The following is a 17,262-nucleotide window of genomic DNA, read 5'->3' as shown; positions in this document are numbered from 1 at the left end:
AAGTTTGAATGCTTTGAAGCAGAGAAAGGGAGGGCAGAGCTTATGCAGATATCTGTTCAGACCGTGATTGAAAAAATGGAAGAAGAACTGCTCCAGCTTGCGGAGCAGGGGGAAAAGGGAGACGAACGGGCGCTGCAGGAGCATGCAAGAACGCTCCGAAACTATTGCGATATTCTGCTTTCTTCAAAGGCCGGTGAAACGAAGCGCCCGGCTGCAGAACCAAAAGCAGCAGCTCCAGCGCCGGAAGCGTCTGCAGCACCAGTGGCACGCCGGGAAACAGCTGAAGAGGAAAAAGAAATTCCGTCAACGGAAGGTAATTTACTGGATTTTTAATTAAGAAGGAGACTTAGGCATGCTGTGGAAAGTACTCATTGTGTTAGGGGCAGTAAATGCTGCTTTGGCAGTAGGCATTGGGGCGTTCGGAGCCCACGGCCTGGAGAGCCGGCTGTCGAACCGGATGATTGAAACGTATAACACCGGAGCGCAGTATCATATGTATCATTCGCTGGGACTGATCGCTATTGGTGCTGTAGCGGCTTACACGGGCGGAGGCTCAGCGCTGTTGGGCTGGTCCGGATGGCTTTTGTTTGCGGGAATTGTTTTATTTTCCGGAAGCCTGTATGTGCTGTCGCTCTCCGGCATTTCCTGGCTGGGAGCCGTAACTCCTTTAGGTGGAGTGGCCTTTATTGCCGGGTGGATTTGTTTAATTATTTACGTGCTGAAAGCCTAAAAAAGGCCGGCTGCGGGAGTTTTTACCGCGGTCGGCCTTTCTGTTTTATTTATTGGGATTACACTGCTCTTGTACGGTCAATTCGGCCGAGGAAAAGGGCCAGAACGAGGCCGGCGGCAAACATCACCAGGCTGAGGATAAACGCAATCACGCCGTCATTCAAGCCGGGAAATATAACGTAAAGCGACCCAAGGAGCAGGCCGGTAATCACTGCGTACGTCCCGACAGTATGAGCACGAAGCAGATAACGCAGCAGCTTACTCATAATGGCGATCCCTACGAGCACGCCAACGCCGAAGGTGAAAAGCACGGGCAGGTTAAATTCTGTTAAAGCGTTGATGACGGTCTGGTAAACGCCAATAATCACGAGCACAAACGAACCGCTGATGCCTGGAAGAATCATCGCTGTGCTCGCAAGCCATCCTGAGAAAAACAAGGTGGCAAAGCTTCCTGCACTGCCGGTGGCAATTACAGCTGCCTCCTCGTCCCCCTGAAAAAGACCTGAGAGCAGGACAATGACGGCTGCGATCAGCAAAATGACGTAATGATGCTTTTTAAAATTGGTTTTGTAATTCACTTTGTATAAAATAAAAGGAATCGTACCGAGAATTAATCCAAAAAAGAAGAAAAACGTCGGCTGTGGGTGTTCGGCAAGCAGCCATTCAAGCAGGTGGGCAAGTGACAGGATAGCTGTCCCCATCCCTACACCGAGAGGGATCAAAAAGCCAAGCTGCTGCTTCCACTGGCGTGAAAAAAGCAGGCTGATGGCAGACAACAGCCGGTAGTAAATACCAAGGATTAGCGCCAGAGTGCCGCCGCTTACGCCCGGAATAACATCACTTGCTCCCATGGCCATGCCGCGTAAAATATTTTTCCATTCAATCATGTACATCGGGACTCCTCGTTCATCAAAATTGGTTTATGTAAAAACTGCAAATTTTTCACAGCATCAATTCTTTATATCATGTTTTGAAAGAAATTACTATAAGCTTCAGGCTGCTCATGAAAAAAACCGAACGAAAGGTTCGGTTTAAAAAACGGCGTCCGGCTCAAGGTTTTCATTTTCTTCACGCCGCAGGCTGCGTTCAAACACAAACGGGCCAAACGGAATGACGGATACAATAACAGCAATAAGCATACGCAGAAACGGCCAGCGTTTCTGTACCCATACAAACAAAGCAATAGCTACATACAGGACGAACAACCCGCCGTGGGCAGCGCCGACGACAGTAACAGCCATGTCAAAACCCGCCCCGTATTTTAAAGGCATAGCGATAAAGAGCAAAAGCAGAAATGAGATTCCTTCAATGATACCGGCCCATCTAAGCGATTGGAGAGAATTCATGCACGGCCTTCCTTTCTAATGTCAAAATCACGATATGAATATAACGTTAACATAGCATAGGGGAAGGCCAGGTACAATGGACGAATTGTGACAGTTGACTCAGGTGCGGGCCGCAGCATACAAGCTGAAGGAGCGGCTCCATCGTTTCACAGGACGCTGATAAGTCATCCCGATATTCTCAGCTACTTTGATAGAAGGGGTGTTCTCAGGGTCGATAATTGATATAAGTGTGGGAATAGCAAGCGAATAAAACGCGAAATCCCGGACCATAGCAGCGGATTCAGACGCATAGCCGCATCCCCAGTTTTCCGGTGTAAGCAGATACCCAAGTTCAATAGAAACGCTGCCTTCTATTTTTTCGGGGACAAGTCCACACTGGCCGACAAAGCGCTGGGTTTGCCGGTCTTCCACAATCCACATTCCGACTCCGTATGATAGATAGTGACTTTTGTTCCAATGGATCCATTCGTCGATCTCTTTTTCGGATTTTAACGCGGCATAATAGCGCATGACGTCTTTATTCTGGAAGATATTTTTCAGCAGCCGGTGGTCTTGATGCTGCATGGCACGAAATGAAAGACGTTCTGTAGAGCGGGGGAGTCGCAACGCTTTCACCTCTTTGATTAATTGATAGCCGTCAGTGTTTTCCTAAAGCATTCAAACGGCTGTTTTACAGCTGTTTGGAAAGAAGATTCTTTTGAATTTCCTGATTTTTTTCTGCGAACCGCTCGTTGTGGGAGGATACCATAGCTTTTGCACCGGCCCCGGGCTCAAGAAACTGCTTGACGCTGTTTGCAGCTGAAGCGCCCTCCACAAACGCACCGGCAATCAGATGGACCTTTCCCTGGTGATTGGTAATATCACCAGCAGCAAATAAACCTTCGATATTTGTGCCCATCTGCTCGTTTACGAGGATTTTATTTTCTTCTGTCTGCAGCTGCAGGTTTTCAAGAAGCTCGAACTCCATCTGGAAACCGTGGTTCACGATGACAGCATCCACTTCTTTTTCCATGCTTTCGTTGGTCTCAAGATTTGTGCAGAGCACTCTTTCGATAGCTGTGCCTTCGTCGTTGCTGTGAAGACCCGAAAGAGCAAAAGGCGTCTGTACATTTACATCGGAGTCCTTCATTTCCTGAACGTGCCGTTCATGACCGCCGAACTCATCGCGCCGGTGCACAACTGTGACTTCGCTTGCGATCGGGCAGAGAGCGTTAGCCCAATCGACGGCAGAGTTGCCGCCTCCGGAAATCATGACCTTCTGGTCACGGAATCGCTCAAGCTGCTGAACGGTATAATGCAGATTCGAAAGCTCAAATTTTTCTGCGCCTTCGATGTCGAGCTTTTGGGCATGAAGAATGCCGTGGCCTACAGCAACAATAACCGTACGGGAATAATAGATGCCGCCTGTTTCTGCCTCAAGACGGAAAAGTCCGGCCTCATCCTTTTCCACGTGAATAATTTTTTCGTTTGTAGTAATTGCCGGGTGGAACGTTTCTGCCTGTGCCACCAGCTGATCCATCAGCTGTTTTCCGGAGGAAGGAGGCAGGCCGCCAACATCCCAGACAATTTTTTCAGGGTAGGCGTGAATTTTTCCGCCCAGGTCTGGCTGCGCTTCGATGATATGGGTGTCGAGCGCCCGCATCCCGCAGTAAAAAGCAGTATATAAACCAGCAGGGCCGCCGCCGATAATAGTAACATCATGTATGTGAAAGTCAGACAAGGTGTCCAGCTCCTTTAGTGATAATCGTTATCAATTACATTGTACGCTCTTTTTGTACAAAAGTAAAAGGAAGATGGTAAATAGCTTTGAAAACAAAAAATGTTCCACGTGGAACAACAGGGTTCATCATAGATGTTCTTAAGTATAAAAAAAGCCCTGCAGCAGATGCCGCAGGGCTTTCCTTTATAGAATTATTCTTTGGCGGAGGCGGATGTTTGTGCATTGGCTACCTGGATCTCATTGTCGTTCACCGTGATAGTAATGCTTTGCACATCCTCCTCTTCAAGCATGAGATCGGCAATGCCGTCTTCTACTTTTTCTTCGATTACGCGGCGAAGAGGGCGGGCACCGAACGAAGGATCATAGCCCTGATCGGCCAGCATACGTTTTGCATCCTCAGAAACGGTAACATCCAGTCCCTGTTCGCTGGCTGCCTCTAAGATGTCTTTGAGCATAAGGTCTACGATGGTAACAAGATCTTCGCGAGCCAGTTCTTTGAAGCTTACAATGCTGTCGAAACGGTTCAGGAATTCCGGACGGAAATAATCGCTGAGGGATTCCATGATTTTTGGTTCTACCTGGTCTTTGTCTCCAAAGCCTACAGTCACGCGCTTCATTTGCGAGCCAGCGTTTGAAGTCATAATGATGACTGTATCCTTAAAGCTGACCTTGCGTCCCTGACTGTCAGTCAGGCGGCCGTCTTCCATGATCTGCAGGAACATATGCTGCACATCAGGGTGCGCTTTTTCAATTTCATCCAGAAGAATGATGCTGTATGGTTTCCGGCGCACTTTTTCTGTCAGCTGTCCGGCCTCATCGTGTCCGACATATCCCGGTGGTGAACCGATAAGCTTGGATACAGAATGTTTTTCCATATACTCACTCATGTCGAGGCGGATCATTGCTTCAGGATCGCCAAACATTTCAGAAGCGAGGGTTTTGGACAGCTCTGTTTTCCCGACGCCGGTTGGTCCGACAAACAGGAAGGAACCAATTGGACGGCTGCCGCGGCGAAGACCGGCACGATTTCTGCGAATCGAGCGCGCGACTTTACTTACTGCTTCTTCCTGTCCGATCACATTTGCATTCAGACGTTCAGGCAGATCGCGCATTTTCTTTTGTTCATCGCGCTGGAGGCGGCGAACCGGAATGCCTGTTTTATTTTCCACGATCATCTGGATCGTTTCTACATCAACGGTTGGCGTTTCTTTTTGAATATTGCCGTTTTGTTCGGCTTCCTTAACCTGCTCCTGCAACTTGGCCTCTTCATCACGAAGCTTAGCTGCTTGTTCGTAATCCTCCTGCTGAGTAGCACGCTCTTTTTCCGCAGCAATCTGTTCGAGGCGGCTTTGCAGGGATTCGCTGTCATCGTCGCTGTGAGCGAGATTTATTTTGGAGCCTGCTTCATCCATTAAATCGATTGCTTTGTCCGGCAGGAACCGGTCCTGTACGTAGCGGTTGGATAAATTAACGCAGGCTTCAAGCGCTTCATCAGTAAAAGCTACATGATGGAATTTTTCATAGTTTGCCTGCAGCCCTTTTAGGATCGCTACGCTGTCTTCGAGATTTGGTTCGTTAACCATGACCGGCTGAAAGCGGCGTTCAAGTGCTGCATCCTTTTCAATTTTACGGTATTCCGCAAGCGTAGTTGCACCGATCAATTGAATTTCTCCGCGGGCCAGTGCCGGTTTCATAATATTGCCGGCGTCTGAAGAGCCTTCTGCCGAACCTGCACCAACGATTTGGTGAACCTCATCAATAAAGACGATGACGTCCTGACGTTCCTGCAGCTCTTTCAGCAGCTGTTTCATGCGTTCTTCAAACTGTCCGCGCACCCCGGTATTTGCTACGAGGGAGGTGACGTCGAGCAGGTAGATGCTCTTGTTTTTCAGTTTGTTTGGTACGTCGCCTTCTGAAATGCGGAGGGCGAGGCCTTCGGCAATGGCTGTCTTACCTACACCCGGTTCACCGATCAGAACCGGATTGTTTTTATTACGGCGGTTCAATGTTTCAATGACTCGTTCGACTTCTTTATCGCGGCCGATGACCGGGTCAATGAGTCCGGCGCGTGCAACGTCAGACAGGTTTTTACCTAAACCGTCAAGAAGGCCGCCGCCCTGGCCGCCGCCAGACTGAGCCTGTTCCTGATCCTGGCTGGAGCCTTGTTCTGCTCCGCCGCCCATCATATTGTTGAAGAATTGGTCAAATGGGGACTGGGAGCCGCCGGAGCCGCCCTGTCCGGATGGCTGATTCATGCTTTGACGGATTTCTCTATAGCACCGTTCACACAGGTGCATTTTTTGATGACTTCCATTAACATTCATGTTCAGTTCAATGCGTGCTGGACGCTGTTCGCAATGTTCACATCTCATCATACTGAACCGAACCTCCTTATTTTAAAGTAGTATTTTTGACGCGTGCATCGTTCATATTTATCTTCGTAAGGTCAGAATTATTTCGTTGACTTTGACTATCTTTGACCTTGTAACAGTATTATATACCCGCTTTCTGTATAATGCAAGAAATAAATTTGATTTTCTCTGACCAATTGATTTACACCACTATAGTAGGAAATGGAGAAGAGAAATTCAAGAAATATGCTTGATCATTAATTGTGAGAAACAGTAAAGAATGTATTAACGTTTTTGCGAAAGTCTAAACATTTCTGACCAATAAAAAATATCGAGTGGGGGAAGGTAAAAGCAGTGAAGGATTATCTGGGAAAAAGGGAAAGGAAAAGAAACAAAGCTTTTCAGAAGGGACGGTGCCAAATGAGAAACAATAAAAAGCGTTCAGCCGCCAAAACGTACAGGCTATCAGAACCCCGTCATTTGTTTGGAGAAAGCCGCCCGGTGCCAAGAAGAACGTTTCCTGTTGGGCGCGTGCATTCGGTGGAGGGAGGACGAAAAGTTGAAAACGGGAATCCGGTGGAAGCAGTGACCGTGGCCGGAGAGCTGAAGGTAAAGCTGTTCCGGTGGACACTGCTCCGTGTGGATATCCCCTCGCTCACAGTCCAGCTGCACCGGCCGAAAAATGAGCGGATAATGATTCGAAGGCACGGGGATCAGGAAGCATAAGCTTGTCTGCTCTTTTTTAATGGAAGGCAGAGCCGGTAGCTGATAAAGCCAACAGCTCCCAGGAGTATGAACAGTGTCGACATTCCAGCAGCAGGAATGACGGCACTTGCTGTAAGCATAAAACTGCTGAGAAGAAGAGCGGTATTATACATCATTGATTCCATTGCCATATAAGAACCGCGTGAATCATCGTGAACGATGCCGGCGAGGATCGTCTGGCGAACGGGAATATAAATGATCTCCCCCAAAGTAAAGGCTGCAGCAGCCAGCAGGAGGACTAAAAACGAAGTGCTGAATCCGAAAAAACCAAAGGCGACAGTATAAATGCCGAGCCCGGCGGCCAGAACTTTTTTATAATCGAGGGAAGAAACCCGGGCCGAAACCGGCATAGTAAAGAATACAACGCCGAGGGTGTTAATAAACATGATAAGGCTGAACATTCGTACGCCCGTGAGTTCAAACCCTCCCAGCACCATATGAAATTGTTCGTCCAGACGCACGGCCACGTATTTATCCAGCTGAAATTCCAGGCTGGCAATACACACGGTCCCTATCAAAAAGAAAAGAAAGCGGCGGTCTTTCATTACGGCTGCGTACCGCTTCCATATAGTGAGTGGTACCTGAACCTGCCGGGAGGATTTTTCTGGAAACGAAGCGGTCTGTTGTTTTTCCTTTAATTTAAAGGCAACGACATACCAAATACATATGCTCACGAGAAATAAAGCAACAAATAAATAAAAGCGCCCGCTTTCGAAAAACAGTCCGCCAATAACTGCCCCAAAGGCGTAAGCTACATTACCAAGCCAGTAGGCAAGCTGGTAAACATAAGGGCGTTCTGCTTCAGAGCTGTAATCGATAATCATCGCTTCGGATGGTGGATCGGCGGCATTAAAACAAGCGTTAGCGGTAAGAAAAGCTGCAAATGTAAGCCATACAGATTCAAATAAGGGAGAGCTTGCCAGTGCCATTACACCAAGGCTTAATACCTGCAGCCCCTGAGCAGTAACAATAATACGCTTTCGGCCGATGACGTCCGATAAGTGTCCGGTCCATAAACCAATTCCGATGCCTGCAGCCATAGTAAATGCGAGCAAAAGCCCGGCGGTGCCGGCTCCGAGATGACTGCTGAAATACACTGCCATAAACGGAAGAATGGCCATCAATACAAATTCCATAGAAAAATCAGTAATAAGACGTATTTTAATGTTTGTGTGGAGTCCCTGGAATTTAGTCAACGCAGATCTCTCTTTTCCAATAATAATGAAGTATAAAAATGATAATACCTAAATATGGAAATATTATCAATGTGTCTCCTGCAGCTTTTAAAACATGAAAATCACGGACTCTGGCTTTAAGCTCCCTTCTCCCTGAGTCTTTTCTTTTCAGGTCGGACGTGAGAAGATCACGGTAGACAGCATTTTGTATGCGCTGACATTTTAAGGGAAAGGGTGACTTTGATGACTTGGGAACCGGAAGAGATGAAGAAAAGAGATGAGGAAAGCATCTGGCATGCCATGAGGCCTTATAGCCCGGGAGGAGGCATGGTTGTAGAGAAAGCGGACGGTTCGTGGGTGACAGACGTGGACGGCAGGGAGTACCTTGATGGCATGGCTGGTCTTTGGTGCGTAAATGTCGGATACGGACGGAAAGAAATTGCTGATGCTTCGTATGAACAGATGCTGAAGCTTCCATTCTATCCTTTAACACAGAGTCACACTCCAGCTGTGCAGCTGACCGCAAAGCTTGATGAATGGCTCGGCGACGGCTACATGTACTTTTTTTCCAACAGTGGATCGGAAGCAAATGAGACTGCTTTGAAGCTGGTGCGTCAATATTTTCAGCAAATAGGTGAAGGCAGTCGTTATAAAACTATATCACGCTACCGCACCTATCACGGAAGCACGCTTGCCACAATGGCGGCAGGAGGACAGACGCAGCGGAAATACCGGTACGAGCCGCTGCCGCCGGGATTTGTGCATGTAACGCCGCCGGACCCGTACCGGAAGCCGGAAGGCCAGAGCGATGAGGAGTACAGCCTGGCTTGTGCAGATGAAATTGAGCAGGCTATTTTGTGGGAGGCGGAAGAATCGGTAGCGGCGGTTATTATGGAGCCAATCATTACCGGCGGCGGGGTGCTGATCCCAGAGGCTTCCTATATGAAACGGGTCCGGGACATTTGTGACCGATACGGCGTTCTTTTAATCAGCGACGAAGTTATTTGTGGCTTTGGACGGACCGGGAAGCGATTTGGATTTATGCACGCAGATGTAAAGCCGGATATTGTAACGATGGCGAAGGGCATCACAAGCGGATATATGCCGTTATCTGTAACCGCCGTGCGAAAGGATATGTACCAGGCATTTACCGGCAGTGAAGCCTACGACCACTTCCGCCATGTGAACACGTTCGGCGGCCACCCAGCAGCCTGCGCAGCAGCAGTGAAAAACCTGGAAATTATGGAACGGGAAAAGCTGGTGGAACGATCGGAGAGAAAGGGCAGGGAGCTCCTGGAGGCGTTAAAGGAGCTGGAAGACCTTCCCCACGTAGGACAGGTACGTGGACGTGGACTTTTGGCCGGTATTGAATTTGTCGAAGACAAAACGACGAAAAAGGCGGCACCGGAAAAGCTTGTGAAGCAAATTCTTGCAGGCTGCAAAAAAGACGGAGTCATTGTTGGAAAGACATCTGATATTGCCAGGCACCATAACAATGTTTTAACACTTTCCCCGCCGCTGAACATCGAAGATAAAGATCTTCAGCTGCTCATTACGACCCTGAAAAAGCATGTAAAAGCTGCGGTGAATCCCTCATAAAATACAGACTTGCCTCTGCCTTTGGGCGGGGGCATTTTTGCAGCCGAATTTCAATTTTTAACCCTTTATGAAAGCGCTTTCTGATATAATTAATATCAGGAATCTTTCGTTTCAACTGGAATGTATTTAATAACGGGCCGAAGGGCAGGAGGTAAGGTGATGGAGCACTCATATTCGCCGGCTGTTCATGACGCCATTACGTACATGCATGAACACCTTCACGAACCGCTGGATCTTGCCGAACTGGCCGCTCAGGCTGCCTATAGTCCGTATCATTTTTCGCGCCTGTTTAAAAGGAGTGTCGGGGTGCCGCCGCTGTATTACCTGTCTGCTCTCCGGCTGCAGAGGGCAAAGGCGCTGCTGCTTGAAACAGCTCTTCCTATACGTGATATCGGGATGGAAATCGGCCAGCAGAGCGTAGGAACGTTCACAACGAGCTTTGTGTCGAGAGTAGGAATGACCCCGGGAGTTTTTCGTGCCTCAGCTGCCTCCACAGAGGAATCTTTATCCTCGTTAAAAAAGACCCGGCACTGGGCAGAGCCGGTTTTTCCTTCAACGGAACCTTGTATTAAAGGCCGGGTCTATAGTGAAATGTCTTTTGAAGGGTTTGTATTGATTGGACTGTTCCCCCGTCCCATGCCGGAGGGAGTGCCGCTGCATGGCACGCTGTGCGAGGCGTCGGAAGAATACTGGATTCCAGGGGTGAAGCCGGGAGTGTATTATGTGATGGCGACATCGGTCGCCTGGAAAATGAACGCGACCGATATTCTTATCCCTCATCACACGCTTCGCACACGCTCAAAAGAGCCGTTCCATGTGAATGGAGACTTTGCGGAAGAAAAGAGAGACGTCCATTTATACCCACCGCGTCTTGATGACCCTCCCATCCTCGTTTCACTGTCGCTATTGATGAATAATTTTCTGAAGCGCCAGGCCGGGACCGCAATCGAAAAGAAATAGGGTGGAGGCGCCCGTGCTATAGTGAAGGTAATCATGAAATAGAGGAGGACGTCTACGATGATTACCGGGATGAATCCGTACCTTACTTTTAATGGAAAAGCACGGGAGGCTGCCGCTTTTTACGAAAAAGCCCTGGAGGCAAAAGTTATTGGAAGCCAGACCTATGCAGAGGTCGAAGGAATGGAAATACCACCTGGAGCTGAAGAACTCATTATGCATGCTTATTTAAAAATCGGTAATATGGAGCTGATGCTCTCAGATACCTTTCCTGAGAGCCCTGATCTGGAAGCGCCGGGAAGCCTGGTGTCGATCGCACTCAGCATGAGTGACGCTTCCTCGGCGGCAAAAACATTTCATGCTCTTGGCACCGGCGGAGAAGTGATTATGCCTATGGCAGAAACGTTTTTCAGTCCGGCTTACGGACAGTTGAAGGACCAGTTTGGTGTGCTGTGGCATGTGGTTGCTTACGGGGAGGAGAAGTGACAAAGAAGGAGGGGCGGATACTATGGATCTGCAGACAAAGCAAATATTTGTAAATATGCCGGTTAAAAACCTTGAGGCTTCGATGGAGTTTTTTCAAACGATCGGCTTTTCATTTGACCAGCGCTTCACGGATGAAAATGCGGCGTGCATGATACTTGGAAGCGGTATATACGTCATGCTGCTTCAGGAAGCATTTTTTCAAACATTTACCAACAAAAATATCGTGGATACCAGCAGGGAGGCAGAAGCGATTCTGGCCATTTCTGCTGACAGCAAAGAAGCAGTCAATGAGATTGTCCAAAAGGCGCTGGATGCAGGAGGCCGTCCGTCTAATGAACCGATGGACGGAGGCTTTATGTACGGGTGGAGCTTTCAGGATATTGATGGTCATCTCTGGGAAGTAATGTATATGGATGAAAACGCAGTGTAGCAGTGAGGCATCAATAACAACAGCTTCCTCTGGAAGAAAGGAGCAGTATTTAATGGAGATCATGCCTTTTCAGGAATGGAAGGAAACAAAACTGACCCTTCAGCTTCTCTCCCAGATTCTCGGGAAGATACGGCTTGAAGCAGCGCCGCAGGAGCCGCAGTGGGAGCATGTGATGCTTGAAGTTACGCGCGATGGCTTCTCTACAGGCGTGCTGGTTAAGGAGCGTAAAGCATTTGAACTCGAAATAGATATCCGGAACAGCCGGCTTCTGGTAGCAGTGGAAGATACTGTGGAAACCAAAAGGCTTGAAGACGGCACCTCCATTCAAACGTATTACGAATGGATTTTCAGCTGTCTTTACCAGGCAGGAGTTCATGTGCGCATTCATCCCAAACCCCAGGAAATGCCGGTGACGATATGGTTTCCGGAAGACCAGGTGCATAAACGGTACGATGCAGAGGCAGCCATGAAGGGGCTCAAAATGATGCAGGCGGCATATCAGGAGGAACTGGCTTTTATCGCACCGCTGCGCTGCCGCAAAATCAAACCGGGTTTATTCTGGGGCACCTTCGACGTTTCGACACTTATTGTGGAAAATATTCCGGAGCCCTTTCCGGAAGACAAAACGATCGAAAAAGCTGCTTTTGACGAACAGTTTATCGAATTTGGATTTTGGCCCGGTGATGACAATACAGCGATACCTGCTTTTTTCGTTCTGCCATACCCTTTTCAGCAAAAGGATTTAAACAGTTCAGCGCTTGAGCCTGCAGGCGCTTATTATGATCAAAACGCAAGCGAATACTTTCTGCCTCTTACAGAGGAATTTGACGGAAAGGCCATACAAAGGTTTTTTCATACAACGTTTGCTTTACTGCATGAAGAACTCGGATGGAAGGACCAGGAATACTTTTACCGTCCGCTTTTGATGAAAAAGCCTCCAACCATCCAATAGAGAAACCCCGTGCGGCTTCTGCTGCACGGGGTTGACGTTTATAAGACAAGAACGCGTCCGTCTTCATACACACGGTACGTTTGGAGCAGTCCGTTGTCGCCCTGTTCAATAAGGGAAAGGTCGAGTGCCTGCACCTGGTAATAAGCCTGGCCGCTTTCGCTGATCGAAGGATATTGATCGATTTTTAGTTCTGCGTCTGTGCCTTCCTGATCGCGTACTGTCTGGAGTGCTTCATAAGGAGTGAATTCCTGCTTCTGTTCCTGCTGAACAGTCGTTGGGGTTTCAGAAGCCTGTGCAGGGACTGCTGATCCTGTAACAAATAAAGCTGCGAGTCCGATGACGGTAAAGAATTTTTTCATTAGATGATCTCCTTTCAATTGAAGCTATGCTTCTGCATTCCCTCTTAGAAATGAAACGTAACCAACAGCAGCAAATTCAAACCAAAAGTTGGATCCGTGCCTGTGCAGTTAAATAGTCGTGAATCATAAGCCCGGCAGAAGAAGTAGCCAATGCTTTGGTATCCGGATCTTGACCGGCTTAAGTGGAAACAGCCGCCTGAAGGTATTTTTCGTAAGAAGCAGCATCTTTATCACTAAACAGTACAAACCGGATATGCTGAACAGAAGCAGCCTGGGCAAGCTGCTCCAAAAAGACAGGCATAAAGTCTTCAAGCGCCTGATCAAGTGGGTAGCCAAAGGCCCCGGTGGACAGGGCAGGAAATCCAATACTTGTAATGTCTTTGTCTTCGGCCAGCTGCAGGGCGTTAAGGTAGCAGTCACGAAGAAGTTCGTCTGAAGGCTTATCGACCCCGTAAACAGGTCCGAGACAGTGAATAATGTAATCGTTTGGCATTTGAAAGCCCTTTGTAATCACTGCTTCCCCGGGTGAAATAGGGGCCAGCAGTCTGCAGGCTTCTTCGAGCTCCGGACCGGCAGCCCGGTGAATAGCACCGGCAACGCCTCCGCCGGTTAAAAGCTGGGCATTGGCGGCATTAACTACAGCTTTGAGGTCGTTCTGCTTTGTAATATCACCTTTGACAGATTCGATGGTGATGCCCTGGTATTCTGTCTGCATAAACGATTTCGCCTCCAACATCATGTTATTTGTAAAGCCTTTTCCCTTATCCTTGCTCTTTTATGCGGAAAGTCTTTTGTTTATTATTTTTTATACAGGGGTAGGGTATTTGAAGAATAGTATTAAAGGAGGCGGGTTAATGGCAAACCAGCAAAGAGGCCGCGGGCAGGGTCATCACGAAGAGCATGAAGACCATGGCGGGGGACATGATCATCATGAGCATCACAGCGCTATGATTGCTGACTTTAAACGAAGGTTTTTCGTCTCCCTTATTTTAACCATTCCTATTTTGCTTTTGACTCCGGTGATCCAGGACTTTCTCGGTCTGGATTGGGCTTTTCCCTATGATCAGTGGGGGCTTTTCGGACTCGCAACGGTCGTATTCTTTTACGGCGGCTGGCCGTTTTTAACCGGAGCAGTAGACGAACTCAAGCAAAAAAGTCCGGGAATGATGACACTCATCGGGCTTGCTGTCGTCGTAGCGTACGGCTACAGCACTATGGTGGTGTTTGGCTGGGAAGGCACTCAGTTTTTCTGGGAGCTCGCTACGTTAATCGACATCATGCTCCTTGGCCACTGGATCGAAATGCGCTCGATTATGGGGGCCTCAAACGCTCTGCAGGAGCTGATTAAGCTCATGCCTCATGAAGCCCGCCGGGTGAAAGCAGACGGAGATACTGAGGAAGTTAGCGTGGACGAACTCCAACAGGGAGACCATGTTCTTATTAAACCGGGAGAAAAAGTGCCGGTGGACGGGACGATTATTAAAGGAAAATCCTCGGTGGATGAATCCATGCTGACCGGGGAGTCGCTCCCGGTGGAAAAAAACGAGCAGGACGAAGCCATTGGAGGAGCAGTCAACCAGGACGGAAGCTTAACCATTGAAGTAACAAAAACCGGCGATCAGACGTATCTTTCGCAGGTCGTTACGCTTGTACAGGAAGCCCAGGAGTCCAAGTCGCGGGCGCAGGATCTGGCAAACCGGGCTGCTAAATGGCTGTTTTACGCTGCGCTTGGATCGGGCATCATAACGTTTATTATCTGGCGGCTGGTAAGCGGTTCGACAGACAGTGCAGTAGAACGGGCCGTGACGGTAATGGTTATCAGCTGTCCGCATGCTCTCGGACTCGCAGCGCCTCTCGTCGTGTCTGTTTCTACGGCCTTATCCGCAAAACAGGGACTGCTAATTCGTAACCGGCCGCCGTTTGAAAGTGCCCGGAAGCTCGATGCGGTTATTTTTGACAAAACAGGGACTCTGACCCAGGGAAGCTTTGGCGTAACCGACGTTGTTCCAAGCGGCAGTTATTCTGAAGAGCAGGTGCTTGGATTTGCCGCCTCCGTGGAACAGGAATCGGAGCATCCGCTGGCGGAGGGAATTGTTAATGAAGCTAAAACGCGCAATATCGAGCTGCATGCGGTAGAAGACTTTCAAACGATGACCGGGCAGGGGCTCGAAGGAGCCGTGAACGGGTCTGCGGTGAAAATTGTCAGCCCGGGCTACATGAAAGACCATCAGCTGACGTATGACGAGAAAACCTTCGGGGAGAGAGCGGAGGAAGGAAAAACGGTTGTGTTTGTGCTGGTGGATGGAGAGCTGATCGGAATGGTGGCGCTCGCTGATATGGTACGAGAATCCGCAAAAGAAGCTGTGGAGCGTTTAAACGAGCAGGGAATCAAACCAATTATGCTCACAGGGGACAATCAGCGCGTGGCGGACTGGGTAGCCGCCCAGCTTGGCATTGAAGAAGTTTATGCGGAAGTGCTGCCGGATCATAAAGCAGAGCAGGTAAAGAAAGTACAGCAGTCCGGCAGAAAAGTTGCAATGACGGGCGACGGTATCAATGATGCGCCGGCGCTCGCGACAGCGGATGTTGGTATTGCGATTGGCAGTGGCACGGATGTTGCAATGGAAACCGCCGATATTGTACTTGTGCAGAGCAATCCGCTCGATGTGCTTTCTGTTATTGAGCTGTCCGGAAAAACGTACCGGAAAATGGTTCAGAATCTCTGGTGGGCTGCCGGCTATAACATTGCTGCTATACCGCTTGCAGCCGGTGTGCTGGCACCGATCGGCATTCTGCTGAGTCCGGCTGTCGGAGCACTGTTGATGAGTATCAGTACGGTAGTAGTAGCTGTCAACGCGCAGCTGCTGCGAACGTAGGAAAACCCGGGAGGCTTTCTGCCTTCCGGGTTTTTAATGGAATCATACTGGTTTGTTTTACCGTTTCTTTTCGAACGTTTCAGCTCCGCCTTCTGTGCCTGCAATAATGATATCTGCCATATCAGTAAACAAGCCCGTTTCCACGACGCCGACCAGCTGAATCAGCTGATGATGCAGCTCCTCCGGCCGTTCGATCAGCTGAAAATCACAATCAATTACGTAGTTGCCGTTATCTGTTTCAAATGGGTCGCCGTGGTCGCGGCGAAGGACAGGATCACAGCCCAGCGATTGAATATCACGTACTGTTTTCTGCCATCCAAAGGGCGTGATTTCAACCGGCAGTGCAAAGGAGCCGAGCTGTTGGACAATTTTGCTTTGATCCACAGCAATAATCAGTTTATCTGCTGCATCGGCAATAATTTTTTCCCTTAGCAGGGAACCGCCTCCGCCCTTGGTCATGTGAAAGTCAGGATTGACCTCGTCTGCCCCGTCAATAGCTACATCTGCTTTCGTCATATCGTTTGAGAAATATACAAGTGGAACGTTAAATTCCTTTGCCCACTGCTCTGTAGCGGCAGAAGAAGGGATACCCTGGACGTGCACCCCCTGCTGGACAAGTTCTCCAAGCTTCTGCATGACCCAGTACATAGTGGACCCGGAGCCCAGGCCGACAATGGAATCATCTGGAATATATTCGACAGCCTTTGCTGCTGCGTCTTGTTTTTGCTGTTCCCTGGACATAAAAAAAGCTCCTTTAGGATGTATTTAAACAGGCTATTTCCTTTTCGAAGCCTCACCAAACCTGAGGGTTCAGCTGCTTGTTCCGGCAGAAATAAGCTTCACCCCGTTTGGGTCGACCACTTCTTCAAAGGCAGGGTGTGATATTTGGGCGGAATGAAGAGCATGACGGTGAGTGACAAGAGATTGTATGCGGGAAGAATAAGGACGAAGCAGCTGGTTGATTTCGTGCTCAAGGCCGTCCGTAGTGGTTTCGATGCTGAGGCTCTGAAGCCGGAACGGGCTGTGCAACCCGTCAACGGCCTCCTGATGCGTCTGCAGCTCCACCCGGAATGAATGGCTGGTGGAAATAAACGTTCTTTTTTCTCCTCGCTGAATACGCAGCCCGGCCGTTTCTGCCTGCTGGCAAATACGTTCGAGCCGGCGCTCACTTACCAGGTAGCCGATATGGTCAAACATGATCCGCCTGCCCTGGCCAAATGTGATATTGACGGCGCCTCTGCGCATTTCAATAATACGGAAAGTGATCGGTCTGCCGCGGAAGTCATCCCAACCCAACGGAGGATCGAAGGACTGATAGCTGCCATTATATTTTCCAATACGCTGGGAGACGCGAAATCCCAACCGGGAATAAAATGCTTCGGTTTGTTCTATGTAAGGCGTCCAGTGATGATAATGAAAAAGCATAAGAGAGCCTCCTGTTTCCATTTCCTGCTATTGTACCAAAATAATCCAAAAGAAAAACCGCATAGCATAATTACGATAAAAGTGGGTAGAGA

Annotated in this window: 19 protein-coding genes; 9 read left to right on the top strand and 10 right to left on the bottom strand. The window is 48.9% G+C overall.

Annotated elements, in window-relative coordinates; genetic code table 11:
• Positions 1–42 precede the first annotated feature (42 nt).
• Entirely contained in the window at positions 43–333 is a 291-nt protein-coding gene (locus Q0757_RS09660; RefSeq protein WP_298786728.1) for a DUF5327 family protein, read from the top strand.
• 19 nt (positions 334–352) lie between these two features.
• On the top strand, positions 353–730 hold the full coding sequence (locus tag Q0757_RS09655; protein ID WP_298786726.1) for a DUF423 domain-containing protein: 378 nt from the start codon (positions 353–355) through the stop codon (positions 728–730).
• Positions 731–788: 58 nt separating this feature from the next.
• Here Q0757_RS09655 and Q0757_RS09650 read toward each other — a convergent pair whose 3' ends face one another.
• The 5 genes from Q0757_RS09650 to Q0757_RS09630 form a co-directional block, all read right to left on the bottom strand.
• On the bottom strand, positions 789–1,616 hold the full coding sequence (locus tag Q0757_RS09650) for a DUF368 domain-containing protein (RefSeq protein WP_298786724.1): 828 nt from the start codon (positions 1,614–1,616) through the stop codon (positions 789–791).
• Positions 1,617–1,760: 144 nt separating this feature from the next.
• Positions 1,761–2,075, bottom strand: a complete 315-nt coding sequence (locus Q0757_RS09645; RefSeq protein WP_298786722.1) for a DUF3817 domain-containing protein — start codon at positions 2,073–2,075, stop codon at positions 1,761–1,763.
• Positions 2,076–2,174: 99 nt separating this feature from the next.
• On the bottom strand, positions 2,175–2,690 hold the full coding sequence (locus tag Q0757_RS09640) for a GNAT family N-acetyltransferase (protein ID WP_298786720.1): 516 nt from the start codon (positions 2,688–2,690) through the stop codon (positions 2,175–2,177).
• Positions 2,691–2,745: 55 nt separating this feature from the next.
• Positions 2,746–3,795, bottom strand: a complete 1,050-nt coding sequence (locus Q0757_RS09635) for an NAD(P)/FAD-dependent oxidoreductase (protein ID WP_298786718.1) — start codon at positions 3,793–3,795, stop codon at positions 2,746–2,748.
• A 191-nt stretch (positions 3,796–3,986) separates the two neighbouring features.
• Positions 3,987–6,167, bottom strand: a complete 2,181-nt coding sequence (locus Q0757_RS09630; RefSeq protein WP_298787024.1) for an ATP-dependent Clp protease ATP-binding subunit — start codon at positions 6,165–6,167, stop codon at positions 3,987–3,989.
• Positions 6,168–6,566: 399 nt separating this feature from the next.
• Between Q0757_RS09630 and Q0757_RS09625 the strand changes: the two genes are divergently transcribed.
• Complete coding sequence (locus Q0757_RS09625) at positions 6,567–6,872, top strand: hypothetical protein (RefSeq protein ID WP_298786716.1); 306 nt, start codon at positions 6,567–6,569, stop codon at positions 6,870–6,872.
• Here Q0757_RS09625 and Q0757_RS09620 read toward each other — a convergent pair.
• Positions 6,860–8,047, bottom strand: coding sequence for an MFS transporter (locus tag Q0757_RS09620; RefSeq protein WP_298786714.1), 1,188 nt, complete (start codon positions 8,045–8,047; stop codon positions 6,860–6,862). The genes Q0757_RS09625 and Q0757_RS09620 overlap by 13 nt on opposite strands.
• A 282-nt stretch (positions 8,048–8,329) precedes the next feature.
• On the opposite strand from Q0757_RS09620, the gene Q0757_RS09615 reads away from it, so the two are divergent.
• From Q0757_RS09615 to Q0757_RS09595, 5 genes are all read left to right on the top strand, one after another.
• Positions 8,330–9,685, top strand: a complete 1,356-nt coding sequence (locus Q0757_RS09615) for an aspartate aminotransferase family protein (protein ID WP_298786712.1) — start codon at positions 8,330–8,332, stop codon at positions 9,683–9,685.
• Between the two features lie 159 nt (positions 9,686–9,844).
• Complete coding sequence (locus Q0757_RS09610; protein ID WP_298786710.1) at positions 9,845–10,645, top strand: helix-turn-helix domain-containing protein; 801 nt, start codon at positions 9,845–9,847, stop codon at positions 10,643–10,645.
• Between the two features lie 57 nt (positions 10,646–10,702).
• On the top strand, positions 10,703–11,128 hold the full coding sequence (locus tag Q0757_RS09605) for a VOC family protein (RefSeq protein WP_298786709.1): 426 nt from the start codon (positions 10,703–10,705) through the stop codon (positions 11,126–11,128).
• A 22-nt stretch (positions 11,129–11,150) separates the two neighbouring features.
• The gene (locus Q0757_RS09600; RefSeq protein WP_298786708.1) at positions 11,151–11,558 is read left to right on the top strand and encodes a VOC family protein; all 408 of its coding nucleotides are present in this window, start codon (positions 11,151–11,153) and stop codon (positions 11,556–11,558) included.
• A 52-nt stretch (positions 11,559–11,610) separates the two neighbouring features.
• Positions 11,611–12,510: a DUF5996 family protein gene (locus Q0757_RS09595; protein WP_298786706.1), complete on the top strand. Its 900-nt coding sequence runs from the start codon at positions 11,611–11,613 to the stop codon at positions 12,508–12,510.
• 38 nt (positions 12,511–12,548) lie between these two features.
• On the opposite strand, the gene Q0757_RS09590 is transcribed toward Q0757_RS09595, so the two are convergent.
• Positions 12,549–12,869: a hypothetical protein gene (locus Q0757_RS09590; protein ID WP_298786704.1), complete on the bottom strand. Its 321-nt coding sequence runs from the start codon at positions 12,867–12,869 to the stop codon at positions 12,549–12,551.
• Between the two features lie 178 nt (positions 12,870–13,047).
• On the bottom strand, positions 13,048–13,584 hold the full coding sequence (locus tag Q0757_RS09585; RefSeq protein WP_298786702.1) for a macro domain-containing protein: 537 nt from the start codon (positions 13,582–13,584) through the stop codon (positions 13,048–13,050).
• A gap of 139 nt (positions 13,585–13,723) precedes the next feature.
• On the opposite strand from Q0757_RS09585, the gene Q0757_RS09580 reads away from it, so the two are divergent.
• A complete protein-coding gene (locus Q0757_RS09580; protein WP_298786700.1) occupies positions 13,724–15,745 on the top strand; it encodes a copper-translocating P-type ATPase in 2,022 nt (673 codons plus the stop codon).
• A gap of 57 nt (positions 15,746–15,802) precedes the next feature.
• Here the strand turns inward: Q0757_RS09580 and rpiA are convergent, their stop codons facing one another.
• Together rpiA and Q0757_RS09570 are read right to left on the bottom strand one after the other, a co-directional pair.
• A complete protein-coding gene (rpiA, locus tag Q0757_RS09575) occupies positions 15,803–16,486 on the bottom strand; it encodes a ribose-5-phosphate isomerase RpiA (protein ID WP_298786698.1) in 684 nt (227 codons plus the stop codon).
• A gap of 69 nt (positions 16,487–16,555) precedes the next feature.
• Complete coding sequence (locus tag Q0757_RS09570; RefSeq protein WP_298786696.1) at positions 16,556–17,170, bottom strand: hypothetical protein; 615 nt, start codon at positions 17,168–17,170, stop codon at positions 16,556–16,558.
• Positions 17,171–17,262: the final 92 nt, after the last annotated feature.

Source organism: uncultured Marinococcus sp., from assembly GCF_947493875.1.
In the GTDB taxonomy this organism is placed as follows: Bacteria; Bacillota; Bacilli; order Bacillales; family Marinococcaceae; genus Marinococcus.
This window is presented reverse-complemented; position numbering and strand designations above follow the sequence as displayed.